The sequence below is a fragment of the Anaplasma phagocytophilum genome (assembly GCF_023476575.1).
GTDB classification, from domain to species: domain Bacteria; phylum Pseudomonadota; class Alphaproteobacteria; order Rickettsiales; family Anaplasmataceae; genus Anaplasma; species Anaplasma phagocytophilum_A.
Genome location: NZ_JAHLEX010000006.1, coordinates 1 through 23716, shown reverse-complemented (window position 1 = coordinate 23716; position 23716 = coordinate 1). Strand labels below are relative to the sequence as shown.

At 42.7% G+C, this 23716-nt stretch carries 11 protein-coding genes and 1 pseudogene; 7 read left to right on the top strand and 5 right to left on the bottom strand.

Translation table 11 applies throughout. The features are described 5' to 3' along the window. From KPX09_RS00700 to KPX09_RS00680, 5 genes and pseudogenes are all read left to right on the top strand, one after another. Window positions 1-357 (top strand): annotated as a pseudogene (locus KPX09_RS00700) (VirB4 family type IV secretion/conjugal transfer ATPase); the annotation flags it as partial. Further along, a complete protein-coding gene (locus KPX09_RS00695) occupies window positions 350-2887 on the top strand; it encodes a type IV secretion system protein (RefSeq protein WP_249548503.1) in 2538 nt (845 codons plus the stop codon). The pseudogene KPX09_RS00700 and the gene KPX09_RS00695, both read left to right, overlap by 8 nt. Before the next feature lie 140 nt (window positions 2888-3027). Next, the gene (locus tag KPX09_RS05675) at window positions 3028-5805 is read left to right on the top strand and encodes a type IV secretion system protein (protein ID WP_249548502.1); all 2778 of its coding nucleotides are present in this window, start codon (window positions 3028-3030) and stop codon (window positions 5803-5805) included. Window positions 5806-5817: 12 nt separating this feature from the next. Continuing rightward, a complete protein-coding gene (locus KPX09_RS00685; protein ID WP_249548501.1) occupies window positions 5818-10248 on the top strand; it encodes a type IV secretion system protein in 4431 nt (1476 codons plus the stop codon). 104 nt (window positions 10249-10352) lie between these two features. Next, on the top strand, window positions 10353-15626 hold the full coding sequence (locus KPX09_RS00680) for a type IV secretion system protein (protein ID WP_249548500.1): 5274 nt from the start codon (window positions 10353-10355) through the stop codon (window positions 15624-15626). A gap of 82 nt (window positions 15627-15708) precedes the next feature. On the opposite strand, the gene KPX09_RS00675 is transcribed toward KPX09_RS00680, so the two are convergent. The 5 genes from KPX09_RS00675 to carA all read right to left on the bottom strand — a co-directional run bounded on the left by KPX09_RS00675 (window position 15709) and on the right by carA (window position 20450). Then, entirely contained in the window at window positions 15709-16317 is a 609-nt protein-coding gene (locus tag KPX09_RS00675) for a TIGR02217 family protein (RefSeq protein ID WP_249548499.1), read from the bottom strand. 485 nt (window positions 16318-16802) lie between these two features. Beyond that, window positions 16803-17243 (bottom strand): dUTP diphosphatase, encoded by a 441-nt coding sequence (gene dut, locus KPX09_RS00670; protein WP_249548498.1) that lies wholly within the window; start codon window positions 17241-17243, stop codon window positions 16803-16805. Window positions 17244-17783: 540 nt separating this feature from the next. Continuing rightward, on the bottom strand, window positions 17784-18758 hold the full coding sequence (gene ispH, locus KPX09_RS00665) for a 4-hydroxy-3-methylbut-2-enyl diphosphate reductase (RefSeq protein WP_249548497.1): 975 nt from the start codon (window positions 18756-18758) through the stop codon (window positions 17784-17786). A gap of 315 nt (window positions 18759-19073) precedes the next feature. Then, entirely contained in the window at window positions 19074-19244 is a 171-nt protein-coding gene (locus KPX09_RS00660; protein ID WP_249548496.1) for a hypothetical protein, read from the bottom strand. A gap of 81 nt (window positions 19245-19325) precedes the next feature. After that, window positions 19326-20450, bottom strand: coding sequence for a glutamine-hydrolyzing carbamoyl-phosphate synthase small subunit (gene carA / locus KPX09_RS00655; protein WP_249548495.1), 1125 nt, complete (start codon window positions 20448-20450; stop codon window positions 19326-19328). Between the two features lie 648 nt (window positions 20451-21098). Here carA and KPX09_RS00650 point away from each other — a divergent pair. Beyond that, a complete protein-coding gene (locus KPX09_RS00650; RefSeq protein ID WP_249548494.1) occupies window positions 21099-22649 on the top strand; it encodes an HGE-14 family type IV secretion system effector in 1551 nt (516 codons plus the stop codon). A gap of 501 nt (window positions 22650-23150) precedes the next feature. After that, window positions 23151-23716 (top strand): HGE-14 family type IV secretion system effector (locus KPX09_RS00645; RefSeq protein ID WP_410518463.1); only part of this gene is annotated, 566 nt, incomplete at its 3' end.

The following is a 23716-nucleotide window of genomic DNA, read 5'->3' as shown; positions in this document are numbered from 1 at the left end:
CAGAGTGTTGAGGATGCTAGTAAAAGTCAGATAAGTGATACCTTAGTTCAGCAGACTGCCACTCAGATATTTTTGCCTAATCTTAAGGCTACTAGTGCTTACAGAGATGTTTTTATGCTGACTGAACGGGAGTATTCTTTAATAAAATATACAGATCCTGGCACTAGGTTTTTCCTAGTCAAGCAGGGGGTCAGTGCTGTTGTGGCCAGGATAGATCTACGAGGGCTCGATGACACGATAAATGTTTTGTCAGGTAGAGCCGAGACCGTTGCCATACTTCGTGAAATTATGGAAGAAGTAGGGGATGATCCAAATGTGTGGTTGCCTATTTTTTATCAAAGGGTGAAAAATGCATAGGGTAGCAAGGGCATTGGTATTTTTGATGTTTCTTGTTGTTACAGTTCCTTTAATGTCATACGCGGCGGGAGATACTACTGGTAGTGCAGCAAAAGAGGAAGAGAACAACTTGGTGCATTATAGACACGCGGAGGCGACTAATCCGCGTTGTGGTGCTGTGGAGGAGCTTGCAAAGATAGGTGGCATGGGAATAGTTGCAGCGCTTGGTAGTGGTGTTACCGGAGTGGGTTTTCTATATGTTCCGATTGTTGGATTTAGGCCTCTTGGTTTTGCAATGATAGCTGCTTCCATTGCAACAATCTCAGCTGGTATTGCTGCGTCAACACCGTATTTTGCATGTAATTGGAGTTTTGTTCGTCATCCTGTGTTGCGCTTTGAAAGTGCTGATGATGTTTCACGCGCAGATGGTGCTGTACCTCAGGAGGGTGATTATAAGGAGTGCGCTGAACCAGTAGCTGCGACAGAAATTAAAGGAAAATACGAAGGGGATTGTAACAAAGAATTTGCTTATATGGCTGATTATTATGCCTGTTTAGCAGAAAGTAAGAGTTTAGAAGATGCTCAGAAGGCAGAGCCTACATGTCCGAGTAAGAAGTTTAAGAAGGTGAATGACTATGCGTGGCCTAAGAATCGAGTATCGAGTTCACGCTACATAGAAGTTTGTTATCGTCATCCTTTGGGCACGGTATATATATCGCCTTATGTTGCGGCGCGCCTAGGACTTGGAGGTGAAGAACCTAAAGAAGTTTTGAAGAGGAGTAAGTACCCTAGGGAAGCCACATTTGGTGATAAGCATATGCATACTACAAAGCTTGCTGTGTCGGGAGCTTGGTCTGAGTTTGCGTATACGATTCAGTGTAAAGCTCTAAAAGCTGGTGAGGAGGTTCGACTGCATGATGCGACTTTTAGAGCTGTAGAAAGGGGTGCGAAGCTTTGTGTTGATGCTGTTAAACTAAGTGGTGTGCCATTTTTGGCTAAGCCAGAGATCGGGTGTCAGATGCGTCCTAATTCACCTCCGGCACCTATGTGTGCTAAGTCTGTGCGAAGGGAGGCTAAGGGCGCCGATGGAAGTAATGTTATTAGCTACGACAATAGTGGATGTTATAGCTGTTATGTTGCCGAGACTTGTAAAGGTGTGGCAAATTTAAATTCCAGGTCTATTTTCCCTATAACGTCGGTGGTTGTGGGATGCATAGTTGATTCTCTGAAAAATCTGCTAGATCCTCCTGCAGGTTGTACGGGACGCGCGAAAGCGCTGCATTCAGTAAATCCTGGATTTTTAAAGGTTGCCCAGGAAAAGCTTAAGAAGGCTGTGATGGCTGCCTTGATACTTGCGCTGATACTATTTTCAATAAAGGCAGTTTTGGGTGGGGTGCAAAGTGCCGGGGAACTTTATATGACTGTTATAAAGTTTGCTCTGGTGATTTATTTTACCCAAGGTGATGCTATGTCCCTTGCTTACGAATATTTGACTAAGCTTTCCATAGGACTTTCAGATATTGTGCTACGTGCAGCTGGAGGTGAAACGGGAATTTGTGACTTTCAAGCATCGGATTATGATCCAAAGTACTTATATCTCATGCCATGGGATAGGCTGGACTGTCGTATGATGTTCTATCTAGGTAGTCAATTAACAGGGGGTACAGGGACGGGTATTCTGTTGACTGTATTGTTAACAGCGGGGCTATTAATACCAGCTATATTAATTAATGCGAAAGTCATAGTATGCTTAGTGGCGTTTTTCGCCGTCATTATGCTGGTACTTACGATTATATGGACGGTATATGTTTTCTTGTTGTCGCTGATAGCATTGACTGTGCTCACGATAATCTCTCCGCTTATGATCCCAATGTCTTTATTTCAGGCTACAAAGGGGTTTTTTGATGGGTGGACTAGGCAGTTAATGACCTATTCTCTCTATCCTGTGATATTGTTTGCGTTTCTTTCTTTGATGTTTGCTGTTTTTGATAATCTGTATTTTGGTGACTTAAAATTTCATCGTGGGGGAAGTGACGGTACTGTAGCTGGTTCTCCCAAAGCAGGGCAGAAAATATGGTTTGAGCTTGTAGATAAGCAGGCATGTAAGAGGCGTGAAAATGAAACAAATCTAGCGTGCATATTTGACACAATGCAGTTCTTTAGTAGGCCGTTGGTGTTTGGTATTTCTGTTAGTGCACCGGAATTTAAAATGGCTACTACTGCTCAGATATGGACTAAATTGGGTGTATTCGTACTAATTGGATTTTTGTTTTATCACTTTTTAGGTTCTATATCGTACATTGCTGGGGAGCTTGCTGGGGATCCGAGAGCTGGTGTTATAGGTAGTGGGGGTATGAACCCGCGTAGTATTGCTCATAAAGCAGCGGGTATGGCTTCTGCAGTGAGGGGAGCTGCTTCGGGTAAACTTGCAGATTTGGGCTCCAGGGTACGGGATGCCATAAAAGGTGTTGGTTCCTCCGATAGTGGAGGTACAGATAAGGTTTCTGGGGGAAGCAGTGGAGGAGATTCCGGAAAAGGTGGTCAGAGTTAGCGTGAGTGTTGAGCTGTATATATAGTGAGAGTCGTGGGGAAGTCAGTTGGTAGTTAATGAGGGCTTCATAGTTTTGTTTGCGAGTACATTTCTAGCCGTAAGAAATATGCGTGAGCTGATGTAGATAGAGAGCGTGTGCAGTGCCGAGGTTTGTTCCGATAATATTTATGCTGTTGTTTATTCTTACGGGATGTGGGTACCACGGCTGTATATCTCAGGCCAATGTTTACGAGGACACCGTTAGAAGTGTTGTGTTTGCAAATTCTGGCGAGAATGGACAAAAGGATAGCTCTAAATATTGGACGAAAGTAGATTTTCCGTTATCTGGTAAGAAGTTAGATTTGCAAATAGAGCACCATCACTTAAATTTTTGTGAAAACGCGCAAATAGACGTGATGGAATTGCGTATTGCCGATAGTGACCCAATTGTGACGGGCAAACAGAAGGAATTTACATTTATATTTCCTGTAATGATTATGCCGGATGAGGAGATTAGATTTTTCCTCAATCCTGTTAATAATTTTACGATAGACGATGAGACATGTAGAAATGGGAAGGCTGATATTCGTGTATCAGACATTGCTGCATGTTTATCTTCTGATATAGGGAGTAAGCATTCTCTGTATTTTAGTAGCAAGTTGGGAAGAGGATCAGGCTATTACAATAGTTGGTACAAAGTTGATAAGGGAACAGCGCCATACATAGAAGATGGTATACCGGAGTACTTACACATAAGTGGTGGTATTGTTAAACCTGGCTCAATGGAAAAGCTTAGCGAAGATCAGAGTAAGCTGTTGTGTTTTAATCAGGCTGACTTAGAGGAGCATGTTGATCAGTTACTAAAGAAGGAAAACTCGAGTAAAGACTCTACGGAGGAAACAAAGGATCCTGCAGCTGAAAAGGAAAAGCGTGATAAAAAGTTAGCAGAAGTTCGAGTAAAGGTACGGGAGATACGTAAAAAGTTTGAATCCTCGATGGATGCGTACTCTTTAAACATGCATTGCAAGAAATTGTGTTCTGGCAGTGTCTACGAGAGTCAAGAATGCAAAGGTTACCATAAGCTATTACAAGTGCGAGGAGAAGAGAGAAGGGATGTAATTCCATTCGTGAAGCTGAAGGGAAGTTCTTTTGCTCTGAGTGCATTAGGAAAGCAAGAGTTACCTACTGGAATGGGAAGGGCTCAGGTTCCTAAGGAATTTGCGAGTGATTTTGAGGATTCAAAGGAAGAGCAAACCAAGGCTACAGGTACGGCATTGGGTCAGTTAGAAGAGTACTTGGTGCTAAATAGAGCTTATAAAGTAGGTGCTGCTTCTAGGGAATTAGCGCTTAAATCGTCTTCGAAGAAGATGGATAAAATCTCTCTCTTAGTTGAGGTTCCTAAGGAAGTTTCTGGTAATATTGCAGGCAGTTACACCCTTAGCGTAAAAAAAGATTGTAGCGCTCATATTGGAAAAAGCTTGTACTATGTGTTTTCCGAAGGCCCTCCTACCTTTGAGCCAGGACCTAAAAACAGATCACGGCAAATAGATTTCATAAATACAGGGTCCTTTTCCATAGATGCTGTTAGCGAAAAAGGGGATTTGTACTTTGGTATCTACGATAATGGCGATGGATACGAAAACAATGTTGGGTATTTTGAAATCCATACAAAAGCTACTAAGATACCTCCAAGGGTATTCGGACATATTGTATCATGGACAGAAGGTAAGGTACGAGGGGCGTTGTATGGCTCTTCTGAAACAAATAATGTTGTGCGTAATTTATATCGTCACATCAGTCAAAGTGGTCCGTTTATGCGCATGGTAAATGCGTTACTTGTTTTGTATGTAATAGTAAGCGCTCTGTATTTTTGTTTTGGCCTTTCTAAGGCATCGATATTTCAGCTTTTCATTACAATTGCGAAGATTATTACTGTAATGTACGTGCTGCGACCTGATAGTTGGACCTTCTTCAACGATCATCTATTGAGAATTTTTATAGACGGGCCAAAGTTTCTTATTGATGCTATGACCGGGGGAATAGGTTCGGGGGGGGATTTTGGATTCATGGATGGGATTCTATATAGGTTTAGCGTTACGCAAACCTGGATCCAGTTATTAGCGCTTATATTTGCAGGGCCTATAGGGTGGTTATCTGTAATTCTTATATTTTGGGGAATTATAGTCTTGGTTCAGTTTTTGTTTCAGGCTGTGGTTATATATCTAGTGTCTATAATGACGATAGCTTTATTGCTCAGTATAGCGCCGTACTTTTTGATATGTGTGTTATTCAAACGTACCAAAAACATATTTGATATGTGGATAAAAGTTTTATTGCAGACTGCTATGCAGCCAGTTTTGATCTTTTCGTGTATTGCGCTGCTAGTGCATGCAATTAACGAGGTAATATACGCAATGCTTAACTTTGAAGTTTGTGATACATGCGTTTTCAACATAGATCTAAAGCTGACTACGTTATGTTTGCTAAGTTTTCCGTTACCTATAGGTATTATTCCTATGATTCCCATCACTGATACTATAAGGGAAATACATAACACTGGGGAGGCGATGCTTATAGGGTTACCTGGACCAATATTTAATATTTTGATCTTCCTGGCTTTGGTCCACGCGGCAAGGGATTTTGTGCTTAACAGTGGTGAGATGAGTAGCATTATGTTTGGAGCATTTACAAATCTTTCTGAAGTGGGTACGACTGCAGCGCAATCGTTATTGAGTGTTGTTGGTCTGGATAGGCATACCGGGCAGATGTTGGAACAGCATCAGCATCAGTCAGAGCTTTTCAGTAGAGGTCCTGGGGCTGGAAGACAAGAGGGTGCGTTTTCGGGCATGATGCGCGGATTTGGAGGAGCGCAGCAGGATTCAGGAGGCGTACGTCGTAGGCCTGTGATTCGTCCCGAAGATCCGCCAGCTAGCTTTTAAGGAGTGCATCATATGCTGTCAAGGTTATTACTCTTTATAGCGGTAGTAGTGCTCTCAAGTTGTGGGGGGACCTGTATTGAACCTGGAGCAGGGGTGAGTAGCTCCAGTCAAGAGGTTCAGGTTCCTGTTTATCCTGATGGAGCAGATCACAAGCGCCCTGTTACGTATTGGGTGCATTCTGGATATCGTGTTGGAGAAAAAGATGAACTGAAAATTACTGTTGATCGTACGATAGACTTATGTCCTCTGGATACAAAGGCGAAGCCTGTAGCTATAAGGATGTATCCGGAGCATCTTAGCACTCCTAGTACTGAGTTTTATGACACGTACATTGATGTACAAAAAGGGGACCAGATTAGATTCAGTGCGGTGCTTTATGATCTGAATTTTCCGGATTGTAAGGAAATTTCTAGTGAGTATAGCCCGGTGATTTATCACAACAACGAGGTTATCTTTCGAGATGACGCTTGCAAGAAAGCTGTAGAAGTAGAGGACCTGTGTCTTTCTGGTGCGGTATCAGAAGTGTTAGGAGATAGAGGCGATAAAAAGGGTTTGCTATACGTGAAGGATGTGAAGGGAGAGTGTAAAGAGCTTCCAGCTAGTGTGGTGCAGATCCCAAGGGTGGGGGGTAGTATTATTCAGACTCCCAGAATGCAATTCCCGCTTGGTTACATGGGAGTTGTGGATAGCAGTGTATCTGGTGAACTATCTTTTTCTTATAATAATGTGATCACTAATGGCCGTATTCATGATGCACGTACTCTAAAGATAAGCATGTCTCCAAAGCTTGATCAGGAGAGTTGTGCACTGTTAAAGGGGAGCAATATTACTCTGCGGCTATCAAATATTGACTCAGTAGATCAGTTAAAGGATCGGAATGCCCATAACAAACATAAGCGTTCTTATACTTATGGAAATGGTAAGGCATTTACCGGAACAGGGGAGGACAAAAATCAGAGGGAAAAAAAGGAGAAAATTGCTGCGCTATTGTCTGAGTATACAGAGTACGACTTAAATTGTCATTGTGGGTACATATGCAAGCCGAGTAACCGGGTTGATGACGACTGTATTAGAAGCATAGTGACTGTTATGGATGGCAACGTAGTGTGTCCTACTCAGATGCAATTTAATGTTAAGGATGATGGGGAAGACACTAGTAAGAAGAATTACAACATTCCAGACATTAGAGGTGACATGTCGCCGGAAGCTTTTACAAGCAGTGTAGCATCCTTAACTGGGCAGCACTTTGGTCAGAATGTTGCGCAGAAAGACTCAATTATTAGTGTGAAGACAGCATATGAACTGGCAGAAGGTGTCATTGCTGTTATAGTTAATATTGAAAATGGGAAGAAGATTTCTCCAAGTGATGTTGCGAAGTACTGTGATGGGCATAAAGAAAAGTGTAAGTATTTACCGGAGGGTATTAAGTCTCTGAAAGTTAGTCAGGGAGGTTTGACTTTTGGGGAAGGAAGTCTAAAGCTTGATAGTGATTATATAGCTCCGGGTTCTGGGCGCTTGTATTTAGCGTATTGGCCGTCTCTTGGTGAGTTAGGTAAAAAGGTAAAAGAAAGAAGGGAGAGTCATGCAGCTTCTGGTAGCTCTTCACAGAGTGGGTTAACTGTTAGTCGTGCTAAGAATTACTATGAAAATTCTCTGCTTTCAGCGCTGGCGCAGAGAAGGTTTTTCTGGAAACAGAACATGTCTCTTGGCAGTGGTGGTTTTTTATCTTCTAATGATGCTGGGAATACATATGTCCCTTTGTCACATGATGAGGGAACCACTACTATAAGTTATCCTATTGCATATGCAGTTACGCCTGTTAGTGCAGGCAAAACTACGTCTGAATCCCGCATTAGTGTAGCACGTACTGGTGAGGATATTGCAGTACGGGGATTTTATGCACTGAATGTTCATAGAACATGTTACGCTACAAGCGGTCAAAAGCTTTACATGTATATAGGAGATACACCTCCTACTGCGTTACCTGGACAGCAAAAAGATGCTATAGCACTCGATTTTGAGAAGCTAAATTCATCAAAGAGTGCCACAGAAGAGAAGGACTGGAGTTATAAGATAAACTCTGGTACAGAGAAGCGTCAAGGTTATATATACTTTGGGGTAGATGTAGATCCTGGGTATGAAGCGAAGCTGAAACAGGCCAATAATACAGATAATTACTATGCAGTGCATCTATGGGTGCCGAAATGGACGCCTATTTTTTCCTCATTCTTCAATTTTCTTCAAGGAGTGCTTCTACATGTGCTATACGGCACGGATTTGCCAACTATGGGGTACGATACTAAAGCTATAGAAGCTTCGAAGGCCATTGGTAGAGTGATGAGCCCAGAGTATATTGGAATACAAGGTGGTGGGCAGCAGAGAAAAGCAGGGGTAGTGCAGCAGATATATAATAATCAGGTGTCAACCAAGCCATTTTGGTCTGCGGTGCGCGCGTTACTGGTTTTATATCTGATGTTTTCGGTGCTGGGCTATATCATAGGTGTTATCCAAGTAACGAAGTATGACATATTCGTCAGGGTAGCAAAGATAGCGCTTATTGTTACCTTAGTTTCGCCGGGTAGTTGGAAGTTTTTTACTGAACACTGTTTCAGTATATTTATCCTGGGGATTCCGGACATAATATCTGCATTCAATGGATATCTAGGAGGAGATTCCTCATTTGCATTTCTGGATTCCACTCTAGGGATTATGCTTACATCTGAATTTTGGTTGCGTATGCTCTCGCTGTTTATGGCAGGGCCTGTAGGATGGTTAGCGTTTATTGGTGTTATATGGGCATTGTTCTCTTTCGTTATGGCTATGATGAGAGCAATTATATTGTACCTTTTTATTATGGTGGGGCTGGCATTTTTATTAACTTTAGCTCCTATATTCATCACATTTTTGTTATTTCAAGTAACAAAAGGCTTGTTCGACGGCTGGCTAAAGATGCTTGTGAATTTTATGTTGCAGCCGATTATACTATTCGCAGCGTTGGCATTTCTGAATCAAGTTATCATAACAAGTTTACATGCAGTGACAGATTTTGCTGCATGTGAGTCATGTGCGGTGGGGTTCAATATTTCATCTAAGGATTCCAAAGCTGCACCTGGTCAATCTGATATATGTATTATTCCGGCCCTTCTTCCCATGGGGTATGCGTTTGAATTACCTGTAAATGACAGAATACGTGAGGGTTTAGCTAGGGGTGACATAGGCTTTATGGGCTTACCGTTCAGTATGGCTATGCTCATGGTTTTGATATTGGCTTGTAAAGCTACTAGAGAGTTTGGAGATATTGCTGAAGTTATGGCTCATTCAATATCAGGTAGTGTGTCAGGAGTAACAGCAGCTGCCGTGGGGGCTACACAGAGTATGCTGAGTGTTGTTGGTCTGGATGATGCTACTCAGCACCTTATTAGAAGTGCTGTTTCCATGGATCCTGTGGGTACGGATAAAGTTCGCTTTGAAGCTGAAGATTCTGTGCAGCCTCGACATGATGGGGTAAAGGATCCAGTTGATGGTAATTCTGGTTCTGATTCGCCAGGTAAAGAGGGATCCGATAGTGTGCAAGGCGCGAGTAACACTAGGGGAACTGGTATAGGTGCGCATGCAGATGGGGGACCAGGTGCTTCTGCTGATAATGACAGCAGTAACGTAGGGGAAAGTGGTGAGGATAACATTTCTGGTGGTGACAGTGGTGGAGATATTAGGCGGCCTGGGGGTAGATCTTCTGGCAGTGTGCAAGCTGATAGATCGCAGTTAGAGGATTTGCTGAGTGATGACCTTGGCATACATGATAGAGTAAATGCTTTTAGAGAGTATCGGCCAGGGGATGGAGGTGTCGGCGAAGGTGCTGATCGAGTTTCTGGTTCTCCTACGGCAAGGAGTGGTATCAGCGGTGATGAAGCAGATGTGGATGCTAGGGGAGGTAATTTCCGAGAACACCAGCCAGAGGATAGAGGTGTCGGCGAAGGTGCTGATCGAGTTTCTGGTTCTCCTACGGCAAGGAGTGGTATCAGCGGTGATGAAGCAGATGTGGATGCTAGGGGAGGTAATTTCCGAGAACACCAGCCAGAGGATAGAGGCGTCAGCGAAGGTGCTGATCGAGTTTCTGGTTCTCCTACGGCAAGGAGTGGTATCAGCGGTGATGAAGCAGATGTGGATGCTAGGGGAGGTAATTTCCGAGAACACCAGCCAGAGGATAGAGGTGTCGGCGAAGGTGCTGATCGAGTTTCTGGTTCTCCTACGGCAAGGAGTGGTATCAGCGGTGATGAAGCAGATGTGGATGCTAGCGGAGGTAATTTCCGAGAACACAGGCTGGAGGACGGTGATATAGGTGCAGGAGTAGACAAAGTTTCTGATGCTTCTGCAGATGTTAGTGGTGATAAGGTCCGTGGTGCCGTGAGGGATGATTTGAAAGATGGGAAGGATGATAAATAGGACCTATCTTGTGAGAGGTAATGGTGGTGATTAGATTTACTCGCAGCAACTTCCTTAGATTACTGGTCATATCATGTTTCTTCATGACTTCGTGTGGGAATGAGGTGCCATTTCCAAGGTGCGTATCAGCGGATAATTTCAATAGCAGCACTACAATTGCGGTTTCTGCTTACTATGGTGAAAGTAACGTTGATGCTTTTAAAGCTGAAAGTGGTGAACTAGGTAATGGCTCAGTTCCGGGTTCTCGGAAGCAGATTGTGCGTTGGCAGGACACGGGGTTGGTTACTGATGGTGAAGAGATAGTAGTAAAAGTGGAGGGTGCTTGGATTCCCTGGGCGAAGAATGGTGAAAAGCATAGCCCGATAATGGCTGTAAATGCTGGAATATCACGGCCGACAGACCTTTCTGATGAATTTTATGATTCCGTAGTAGATGTTGACAGAATATGTGGTCCTTATCAGCAATATGAAAAGAAGGTTGGGGGCTGCAATATGCAGTGTCATGCGATTCCTTCACAGGATCAAGATGGCACTGGTCAATATGGTCGTCCATGTTGGCTAGAAAAAGGGTATGGAGCGTATTTGTTGTTTAAAAAACCAGAGGATCAGGACCCTAATGCGACACTGGATCTTATAGAGTTTCCCGAATCTCCTACAACACATTTGGCATATGAATCTGCTCATGATGGAGGAGAGGCTATTTATCGGTCTAGCGGACGAATTTATGACGTGAAGTGCCAGGTAGTAAATCCCGAAAGAGGTTGGAAGGTATATGTTAAGATTCTAGATAATTACTATTATGACAATGCGGGTGGTTACAGTCTCGAGTTTACTAAGGGGGTAGTGAGAGGCACAAACACTGATGTTTTTGAATCTGTACGCAAACTCGTTAGGGACGAGCTAGATAGGGCAGGGAAGAAGATATTTCAAAATATTTCTCAGGATAAAGAATACAGAAACTTCGTTTTTGCGCTCATTACCTTGTCTATAGTGCTGACTGCCCTAACGTACATATTTGGTATGGTACGCGCACCACTTGCGGATCTGATTGCAAAGCTTCTGAAAGTAGTCCTTGTTCTTCTGTTAGTTTCTCCGGGTAGCTGGGACTTTTTCTATAACCATTTACTGAGGCTATTCCTTGAAGGTGTTGATGAGATAATAGCAGTAGTGAATGAATATGCGTTAGGACAGAAAGTGTTCAATAAAAACAACCCGTTTTCATTCATGGACATAATGATAAGGGATAAAATATTTTCTACAGTTGTATGGGAGGCTAAAGCTAGGGCTCTGATTACAGCAGATTGGTCATCTATATTTGCGCTGCTCATTATAATTATAGCGGTACTTTTTTATGTAGGTTTGTGTCTATACGGTTTTGTTATTTATCTAACAGCATTTGTAGGTGTCACTTTCCTCATATCCCTTATGCCTATTTTATTTGTGGGGATATTGTTTTCTAGGTTTAAAAGTTTATTTGATGGTTGGCTGACGCAGTGTATCAGCTTTTCTATGCAGGCCATTCTGATGTTTACGCTGATAGCGATGTTTGGCACGCTTATTATGCACTATTATTACAGGATTTTTGGTTTTACGGCGTGTTATAATGAGTGGATACGCATCAACATTCCCCTTATCATTGATAGAGGGTATTATGAGTGGACTCCGGGGCAGAAATACGACACCATAAGAATTGGAAAGGGGGGCTCCGAGAAGCGAGCATATCCGGAAGCTGGCGCAAGTGCTAGGTATACTTTTACCGGGGGTGGTGCAGTCATTAGAGTACCGCCAGATTATAAGGATGAAGATTTTCGATATGTAGACTATCCGTTTTTGGATCCAGATACTAAAAGTAAGACGGTTCCTGGTGGGGTGGTACCGCGAGATGATACCACTCAAGGGCGTAAATTTCATGACTTGGCTGTCCTTGTGAATATGCTAGTAGCGTCAGAGAAGGGCAGCTCAATTGCGCGGATAGTTAATAAAATAGAGAAGGAATTGAAGCGGCTAAAGTTGAGTGCTTCAGTTACTGAAGCGCATTTAAGTAAATTCGAGGATTTGGTTTCAAAGAAGCGAAAAGAAAATCCTCAAGCTAATTGGAGTGACCCAGCCTTTAAAAATCAGCTTCTTACTATATTGATAGGTGAAGTCATTGCGAACAATGCGTTTTCAGGTACTCCTTTAAAGGACTTGGAAGACCAATACGACTACAACATCATCAAGAATATCAAGCAAGGCTGGATTGTCATGTGGTCGGAAGTCTTTGGGTTGATACTTATCGCATTTTTGGTGTGGCAGATGCGTGCTTTTGTACAGAGTATAGCGGTTCTCCTATCTGGTGGTGGTATGATGTCCAGGACTGTCGCATCAATGTATAATGAGGGGTTTGCTAGGATATTCTCAGGAATACCTGTATTCGGGAGGGTTATAGAAACTGTTGATAGGAGCATTGACGTTGTAAGATTGTTCAGCAGAGCGAAAATAGCAGGTATTGGGTCGGCGATAGCTGAAGCTCCTGAAAAGTTGATTGCTAGAGTGCCTATAGTGGGTGGCACCATTGGTGGAATGGTGAAGGGAATGCGTCATGTTTCAGGAGCGCTGATGTCCTCACACACAGAGGCAGATTTGTATTCCATGAAGTCTATTTCTCCTAGATTTGATTATGCTAGGGCATGGCTTGGAGCGCATTTGGGCTTTTCTCCATTGGATGCTCTGCAGTATGTTGGGAAGTTTTCTCTTGCAAAGATGATGGGTAACACTAGCGGAGGATTACTCGACAATATTCGGCAAGACCATGCAAAAGTGATGCAGAACTTACGCACGCTTACTATTGGTGTGGATAAGTACAAGCCGGGAGTATATGTTCCCAAGAGGGGTGAAGAAGCTGATAAAAATCCTTTCAGACGTCCTGATGCTGCTGAGAAGCGCAAGGATGAGGAAGATCACGCAAACCTCTTCGACGATAGTGGGAATTTACATATTCATCGTGGTAATTTCTGGGATGCCGTAGATGCAATGCACGGGCTTGAGGTGATGCGTGGGCAAACTAATGACGATGCAGCAAGGGAGCGTATACAAAGAGATATTGACAGAATAAGAGATGAGATCGTGCGGTTATCTCGCGCGAATTCATCTGAGATACCGGAATTGCAAGACTTTGTAATGTCTGGAGGAGGGGTTGATTTTGACAGGTTAAGAGACAGTGCTCTAAAGAGGCGAAGTGTTGATGAGCGAGATGAGATTGGTGGTGCTGAAGCAGCGCATCAGAGAGTAGTTTCACAGGCAGAAGAAAGCTCAGTAGCAGATCTGATATCAGGTGCTAGCGATTCTGGGCCGAGTGAAGGAGGATCTCAAACGCTTACAGAAGAAAGGATCCAAGAAGGAGAAAGAACAGTCGATCGTGCATTACCTGAAGACATAGCAGTAGGTGGGCATGAAGTAGCTGATACCGCAAGCGCATCGCCAGAAAATCAAGAAGGGGGAGTAGATCCTGCAGCTGATATAGTTTCACAGGCAGAAGAAAGCTCAGTAGCAGATCTGATATCAGGTGCTAGCGATTCTTCTTCGGATAGTAGTGATGATGTAAAGCATGCATTAAAAAAAGAGAGTACTGTTACTAATGACGAAGATATGGAGATTTCAGAGGGATCAGGAAGTGCATTTTCTGATCCTGAAGTAGGGCAAGGAGGAGACAGATCTGTCGAAGTATCACATACTGGTAATGCTGTAGGAGTGAGTGTAGAGGATTATTATCGCATAGAAGATTTATTGAGTGATATAGGTATTGCAGATGGCTCTTCAGAAATCAATTTTGTGAAAGAAGAATCTTCGGAACCTAGTGTACATGAAGGAGAAGGTAGCAATTATTCTCAAGTAAAGGGGCTTTCAAAAGAGAAACATAAAGGTAGAGGTACTAAGGTATCTAGTAGTAAGCGTGATGATAAAGATGAAGCGCATTCAGGATCTGAGACAGGTGATGATTCAGGAGGTCTTAGAGCGTCAGGGGGTTCAAAAGAGGGAGCGCGTTTTAGAAATGAGACAGGAAAAGTACCGTCTTCTGGTGATCGTGTTGATAGCAAGGCAATATCTGAAGGAGAAGATGCATTAGAAGCTGCCGCATCTGCATCAGAGGATGCAGTATTAAAAACTGGGGATGTACCTCTAGATAAGGGGGTGGATGATAGAGATCCTGATGAAGTAAAAGCGGGTAAAAAAAAAGAAGAAAGCGAAAAAATAAGACTGGTAGATCCTAATATTGATCTAAACACAGAATTAGAAAGTGATAAAAACGAAGCAGAGCCTGCTATTTCAGGGATAAAGCAGGATGCTATAGTAGATTCTGGAATTATAGAAGAGTCAGGAGTAAAGGGTAAAGACTATACTGGGGAGGGAGGGCCTCTAGCAGAAAGTGCTTCAACTGAAGCAGAAGTTGCAAGAGAAAAGGTATTAGGCGGTGCATTAGGTACTGGAGATACAGCTTTAAGTGAGACATTAGAAGCTGCCGCATCTGCTTCAGAGGATGCAGTATTCAAAACTGGGGATGTACCTCTAGATAAGGGGGTGGATGGTGATACTGCGAAGGAAGGTCCCAAAGCTGAAGTAAGTGAATCTGATGCTAAACGAGATGATAAGGATGCTGATAGGAGTGATTCAGGATCTGAGAAGTCAGGTTCTGATATGGGGGATGGTGGCGCTATAGAAGATATAAAAGATGAAGTTGAGGTTAGATCTTCTGGGAAAACATTATTGATGCGTAAAGAGAAAGTAGATGTATCGGTAGTGTTAGCCGCTACAAAGGATATAGCGTCAGAAGCTCGTAAATCCGACATTGAGCAAGGGGCTTTTGATCGTGATGTGAGTAGTAAAGTTGCTGTTCCAATAGAAGACCGAGGTTTGCTAAAGACAGAAAGCAATGTTGCTACCGCAACGCAGAAACAAGCAGATGCTGACACTTCAGAAGCCCTTCCAGACACCTCTGCTAATAAGAAAAAAGCTAAAGAACATAAGGGTAAATCTAATAAGAAAAAACCTAAGAGAAAAAAAGAAGAGCAATTGTCAGGTGTTAGCACGGATGAAATATTGAAGGGTCTTTTCTTTGCCATGACTAGTGAGAATGAATTTCATCAAGACAAAAGTTTGCCAGAAAAAGATCAAGAACAAGATGCTTCTAAGGAGACTCATCAGGCTGATAAAAGGAAATCTCAAGAGAAAGAAAGGGATGAGAAAGCACAACAACAGAAGAGTAGTATCTTAGAGATGCAGAGCGAGATTACTAAATTAAAGAGATGTATTGCACAGGAAAATCTTACAGAAGATGAGATACAAGTTCTGAGAAATAAGATAGCAGAGATAGAAGCTTACATAAATGGGCTTGATAGTTAGAAAATCAATATGGGATAATGATTGTGGGTTGCAGACTAGACGTGATATCTGACATACAATGCGCTCTCTTGTACCCGAGTAATTAAGAGTCTTTGACTTCTGCCACGGGAATGTTTTGGCATCCATAGTTTCCACATCCGTCTAAGGAACATGCAAGGAAGTCGGTGTCGAATCTTGCAAGTATGTCAAACTCAAAACTCGCATATACTTTTACTCCAAGCTTTGGTGCTTCCAGAAAGCTTAACTGTCCTGTGTTGTAATCCATAGTATAGTGAGTATTTTCCAGCTGTGGCGCCTCTTCTATCCAGATATTTACTGTGCCTCCTACGGGTTTTCTGATAAGGCGTGTATAGTAGTATGAACTAGCAGAGTATTTCTTTATCAGTTGGAATAACAGTGATTTTCCGTCTCCGCTACCTACGTGTTGCATAGATGCTTTATAATCGCTCCAGTCTTTAAATCTGAATGAAAAGGCCTTACCTCTGTGTGCATAAAAAAAATCCATTAACACTTCGTATTGTGAGTACGATTTTACTCCGTATATTACGTTGTATCTACAGCGTGGGTAAGACCAATTAATCTTGCGTTGTTCTTCACCGTTCGCTAACGTTGTGACGTTTGTAGAAAATGTAGGCCCCCCTATAGAGCCGTATGAGATCTCATCAGGAAACCTTGCGTTTTTATCTAGCATTGGCGTACCATAAATATGGACGACATTTTAGTGTTCTTCATTCTGTGACGTAATCACTTTATTTTTGTCACCGTAGTATCAAGACGTAACTTTCACACATAGCGTGCTCTTAGGTTGTAGAGTTGTTGGTAGAAGATTCTTGGGGTATCTACAATTCATGTGCTGCGCATACGAGATTTTACTGTTTCCTGATTATTCACCTAAGCATGCAATGGCAAGATTATAGGATGGTAGTGAGTACGATATGGTGTCAGTGTATTGATTACTGACGGCATTATGCGCAATAACGGAATTTGCAATGATTAAATTGGGTACATGAAAAGTTCTACTACAGGAGAGGGAGCATCTGTCACCTTTTGTGGGCCAGATTCGCTCTTCTTGATTAGCTCTTATAGAACAAAAACACTCCAAAAATTCACAGCATCACTGCTTAACACACGTTTTTGATAGACAGTACTTCACGGAAACAACACTCATTCAGGAGACTAGATTCCAGTAGAGCCAAATCCCCCGGCGCCACGCTGAGTCTCAGTAATATTGGAAGATTCTTCCCAAGAAATGCGCATAACAGGAGCTATGACAAGCTGGGCAATTCTGTCACCATGCTTGACAACGTAATCGCTAGCACCAAAGTTTGCCAGGACTACGGCAATCTCGCCTCGGTAATCTGCATCGATAGTGCCAGGAGAATTTAAAACTATGACTCCAGATTTTGCGGCTAAACCAGATCGTGATCGCACTTGCGCCTCATAGCCGTCAGGAAGCTCAATAGCCACACCCGTGCGAATAAGACACCGCTCACCAGAATGTATAACCACCTCTTCACTAAGCGCAGCATACAAATCTAGCCCCGCACTTTGCGGAGTTGCGTAAGAAGGCAAAGGCAACCCTTCCCCTCCCTTTATTCGTATAATTCCTACCTTCATATAAGCTAGCAACAGCCATGTGTGCCGCATGATAACGTTCTTTCTCTAAAGAATCAAGTCATATTCAAAGCAATGAAAAGCTGGTGTATTTTTGACAAGAGAACACTGCGTAAAAAATGCACCATTATGTTCGATACTCACTTATATAGGCTTAGATAAAACGTATTTACCTCAGCAGACCATTTTGCGTTTTCTCGAATACACTCCCGGGGAACCATATCGCAGCCAAGTACCTAAACCCACTTACCATGACTACATTCCTATATCGCTCTCTGTAGGTAGATCTGCGATTTTATAGGTGAGCTTAACACCAGCATCCTAATTTCTCTATTTTAATTTTTATATACCAAAGCGTTAGTATGATTGCGAACTTCTTGGAGAATCACATTTTCACTTGTGGTTATCTTGATGCATTACTCCACCATAGCTTCTGACCGACCACGAGCAAAAGCTTCCAATCTCTTCAGCGCTCGTAATATGTATTACAATAACGTGAACTGCCTACCAAATAATCTAAGAAAATATCACTATTGACAGTGTTTAAGAGTCATTGGAGAAGCTGTGGGCGCTTTCATTCAAATTAGGCAGTTTAAAGACAATGTTCTCCCTTACCCCATCCATGGTCGACACCTTTATGTTCATTTTAGAGGAAAAATATTTTAAAAGCTCTTCAACCAGAATGGCCGGAGCAGACGCCCCTGCTGTGACACCTATTTTCTTAGTGTCTGCAAACCAACTCAGGTCCACATCTTCGTAGGATCCTATAAGAAAAGAACGAGGATTGCGAACTTTTGCAAGATCCAGAAGTCTGTTGGTGTTGGAGCTGTTCTTACCACCCATGATTAGCATTACATCAACCATAGAGGCTAGCTCTTTTACAGCAGTTTGCCTATTTTGAGTCGCATAACATATGTCTTTTAAGTCAGGACCCACAATGTCTGGAAATCTAGTCTTCAGTGCTTCAACTATCACCTTGGTATCATCCACACTTAAAGTTGTTTGAGTCACGTATGCAAGCTTCGTTGTGGCATCAACCTCTAGGTTATGCACATCATTAACATTCTGCACTAACAGGATTTTACTTTGTACCTGTCCCATACTACCTTCAACTTCTCTGTGTCCTTTATGCCCTATTAGGATAATTTTGTACCCATTCTTATGGTATCTCTGAATCTCAAGATGCACCTTAGTAACGAGTGGACAAGTGGCATCAATTACCACAAGGCCTCGTTCCTGAGTTGCGGCACGAACTTGCTTTGCAACACCGTGAGCACTGAACACAAGAACAGCTCCAGTAGGAACCTCGTCAAGTGAGGCTACGAACTTAACGTTTCTTTTTCTAAAACTTTCTACTACATAGGCGTTGTGAACTATCTCGTGCAGAACGTAGACTTCTTTGCTAGCAATATACCGGTCGACAACCATATCGAGAATAGCTACTGCTCTCTCCACGCCAGCACAAAAACCTCGCGGTTGCGCTAAAATCACCTCAACGTCATTGCAGTTACTATGCATAAAACCCCCATAGGTACTGAAAGCAGTGCCTTACAGTTACCGAAACCAACCACTTATAGAGTTACTACTAAACTTCTGCAAGTTCGCACACACCCGATAAATAGGTGCATTATACAGCGCGATACCATTTCGCGCAATTTTTGATAATCCCTAGACCTTAGCGTTTATGTGGTGTACTGAAATACAATGTAAGGTCTTTTACGCACATTCTAAGCGGACGAGACTGCAGTTAATACACGGCAATTTTGTAATGCGGAGTAGTTATATATAGGTAGGTTTGTATATAGCCTGAGTGAGAAAGCACGTGAATGGGTACTATGAACAACCGATATCGGATAACAAAGGAACAATAGATCCTTTACCTGTGGTGGATTCAGGAGCCCCATCTTTAACTGGACGCAACTTGTTACAATTCACAAATGTAAACGCGGCAAGCCAAATAACCCTAAACGCATTCCCATTACAGCCATATAAGCAGGCACACATGTGATCAAATCAGCAAACTTTCTAGAATCACTATTGAAATTCACAGGTATAAACACAGCGAAGCACTAGGTTCTAAAGCAGTTATGCGTGTGTAGATATGATCAAATCGGCAAACTTTCTAAAAATGTAATGCGAATCGTTAGGTCCTGGACAACCCTCTGGATGATATTGTACCGAAAGCACGGGACGATTGGTCATCTTGATCCCCTCTATGGTGCCATCAAAAAGTGATATGTGTGTGACCTCTATGTCATCGGGTAAAGTACTGGCGTCAACGGTATACCCATGGTTTTGGCTAGTGACTTCTATAGATTTAGTTTCTAGGCTATATACGGGGTGGTTGCTCCCCCTATGGCCATGGTGCATCTTAATAGTTTTAGCTCCAAGAGCCTTTGCTATGAGTTGATGTCCCAAACATATGCCTAGAACAGGGATTCCAGAATCTATAAGCATGCGTAATTGGTTCATGACAGAGTCAGCTATATCTGCGGGATCTCCAGGGCCATTTGATATTACTATGCCTCTAGGTTTTAGTGACAAGGCTCTGGCTGCAAAGTCATTCTGCGCGGCTACTACATGAACAGCACATCCTATCCTAGTCAGAGCGCTAAATATTCCATGTTTTGCACCAAAATCGATGACGCAAACACTGTACCCATCAACATGATGGCTATGGTCTGTAAGGTGTGGGAGCTCAGTTGCCAGCGACTTTTTGTGAGTACGTGCCACATTTTGCAATCCCTGTATGTGCACTGCACCTATATCGTTGAAGTGATGTATTACTCCACCTAGTGTACCATTCTCGCGCAAGTGTATGGCTAATGCCCTTGTGTCTATACCAGATATTCCGGTGAAATTATTTTGCTCTATCCAAGAGTTAAGATCTATATGTGAAGATACATGTGACGCATCGGATATCTCCCTAACTACTATGCCCTTGGCCAAGACCTGCTTACACTCAAAATCCTTGCTATTTATCCCTACATTTCCTATGTGAGGAAACGTGAACGTAACGATCTGGCCGGCAAAGGAAGGATCAGTAATAGTATACTGATATCCTGTGACTCCGGTAGTGAAGCACACCTCTCCAACGCAATCAGTTCTCTTACCAAGTGATCTTCCGAAAAAATACCGCCCATCAGACAGTACAATAACCGCATTATGAAATTCGCTGGTCATACTTGCATGAAAGTCAAACTCCGGCATTGTACCAAAGCTCTTAAGAAACTGGTAGAGATTTGTGTAAAAACTTTCATAAAGAAACAGATATTAGGCTATAGATGCTAAATTCCACAGCAACATATACCAGGTTGCTGTGGAACTTACACTCATAGGATTTACTTTCAAGTATTATCTAGTGTATAGTGCCTCTGGGGTCACAGATCATTGAGTCCACAAATACACGTGCTGGTTAAGTATACATGGAAGTTGGAGGTAGTTCAGTTCACGCTGTTGTACCCCGTGCGCTGCTTGTGAGCATGCTTTATTGTATAACCATGTTTGTGTTTCTATGATTTGGCATGTACTACTTATGGCTATGGAGCCGTGTTGCAGTTTTAAAAGTTAAGGGCTTACAAACAAGCTAAAGTTGATCGAAACACATGGATTACTTTGCAAGTCAAGCGTTTCTACAAGTAATTTTAGCTCGAGTACTGATATTTTTTGCTTAAAACGTTGATAGTTTTTCTAGAGAAACGTTTCTTAACTACATATGAATGCCACTATTGCGGGTAACATTACGCATCAAAATAAATCCTGTAGGCATTACTATTCATTAAAAACATTAAAAATCAATAACATTGAGCTGTGTATGTAACACTGGTATGCTATACTTTCAGAGTGTGACGTTGTGTAGTGGTTAATGAGGTGCATACCCCTAGTATATTCACCAGTAAGAGCGATTCTGGCTATTGTTACAGTGGCACAGCTTCGGCTGTGTACAGGGATGCCATATGTGCCGAAATAGAAACCGGATCCATTTCACGTGACGATTTTTGGAAGGTCCTGCAGGGATGTGTAGGGGAACTACGCGAGATATTTGACTGTGTCTTTCGGGTAGATCCTGAGGTTGCTGACCTTGTAGCGAGGACAGCGTACATTCGATCTCTTGTAGATATTGCGAGGGTCGAAAGCAGTGTGCTAGACGAAGGTCTAGTGGGGAAATTGCGTAACATAGTCGAGCATCTTTACGATACGCTGCACGTCTGTGCTGCATTAACTTGCAACAAGGATAAGTTTAGAAACCCTGACTATACTGAGCGTAGAACGTACCTACAAATGGCGCAAGCATGTAGCATCGTAGTCAATTCTATTGCTATGTTAAACTGCTGTGCCCAGGTTGCTGATCCGCAGGCTCATGCTTCAGATGTAGAGTGTGATCAAGAAGTAGTATCGAGTATCAAGCTGTCTTTAAATACGTATCTCAATACAAAATGCGCAGCTTTGCTCGGATGCTTAAAACCTGCGATGCGTGCCGTAAGACGAGAACGTAAGAAGACGGCTTTGCGTGCAGTGCGACACTGTGCAGAGATTGCTAGGAAAGTTGCTGACTTGGTTGATATAAGAACACCGCGTTGTTTCCGTCACCGCACTGAGAATTGCTTGAACATGATTCTTGATGCTGTTGAATCTGATGCTACTGAATGTGTAGCAATGCTTTGTAGAGATGAAAAGTCATTATTGCGACTCTCATTAGCTACAGAAGCGCGTATAGCGCTTTGTCGTAATCTTGATCAGTACGTTGGTAAATCAGAAGAAGAGGTTAGTACTGCTCAGTCTTGTACCAGTGTATGCATAAATGCTTTAATAAGGGCTATGGGTTGTTTACTATTGGTATATAGAGAATATGCTGCTTCCGGAATAGAAGAGCATCCTTTTGCCTGTAGCATTGAGAGGTGTATTCAAATCCTACGTGACAGCGTTTACCCAAAAGTGTCACAGCATGAATGGGGAGAAGAGGGAGGATCTAATTTAGCGCATAGGGTACGCTTATGTATATGTCAAGTCACTGATGAGCTGCAAGCCGTTACGCCAGAGCTCCTACTAAGTCCTCATATATCTGGTGAATTGCACAGAAAGGCGTTGTGCAGCCTTGAAGAAATGTCAAGTGCTTGGAAGTCAGCTAACAGTGAACATTTCCATGTTCCTGAAGAGCAGGAATCTCCGTCTAGTCAACCTTCGACATCGGGGTTAGGCGGTACTGGTGCTGGACTGGGAGATCAACCAGCTTCCTCTCACCCTAATATTCCACTATGTGTCCTAGAGAGTGTTTCTCCTCTATCTAGTCGACCCTCGACATCAGTATGTACCAGTTCTGTACTGGAAGAGGCATGCGTCAGCTCTTATAGATCACGAACTCCTAGTGGGGATCTTGAGCCACCTATTAAACGAGCACGAAGTGCATAGTCTTTTGCCAGTGTCTAGGTATTTAGTGTTCTATGCAGATATGCTGCTGAAGACATTGCGTTAGTCATGTCTTGTAATTTGTAGCAGCGATATGTCTTATGCAAGAAGGGTTACTACCGATTCAGTCTAAGGGAAGAGATACCCTAAATGCACACGTTGATTAAGTAGCTACTGGGCTTATATTACGGTCTATTGCGGCTAGAATCTAAGATAAAGTAAGCTATTTCTTGCAGAGAGGGCATCTCTGACACACTTGGTGTGGCCAGTACAAAACAGCAATGCCTCGGTAGGTATTTGTAAGGAATTCTATATGGCCACAGCCAATGTTCTAAGTTTGTAATATTTGCATGCAATTATTAAGGGTAATGTCCTATATCAAAACAAATCCTGTAGGCTATATAGAGATAGCTATCATTATTTATTAAAAAATCAATAATATTGAGCTACATACCGCTGATGTGATACAACTATGTTGTGTGATACCTTTCGGAGTTAAATAAGATGCACGCGCCACGCATATTCACCAGTAGGCATGATTATGGCTATACTTACAGTGGAACCGCTTCTACAGCGTATAAAGATGATATACATTCTGCAATAGAAGCTGGAATCGTTTCATATGAAGATTTTTTGAGGATGCTGCATGGATGCGTGCTGGAATCACGAGAGACGTTTGAGATTGTCGGCATGGCAGATCAAGAGGTTGCTGATCTTGCGGCGAAGATGGCATACATTGAATCGCTCGTAGATGAGGAGAAGGCAAGGAGCAGTGCGTCTCAAGAACCTGCAGTGCAGCAATTGAATATCACGGTCCTACTGCATTACCTTTATGATGCGCTACATGCCTGTGTTGCAGCAACTTGCAATAAGGAGATGTTCAGAAACCCTGACTTTGTTGAGCGTGGAATGCAGCTACAAATGGCTAAAGGATGCGCTATCCTTGTGAATATTATTTCCATATTACACTGCTTTGCTAAGGCTGCTGATCCTCAGGCTCATGCTTCAGATGTAGAGTGTGATCAAGAAGTAGTATCGAGTATCAAGCTGTCTTTAAATACGTATCTCAA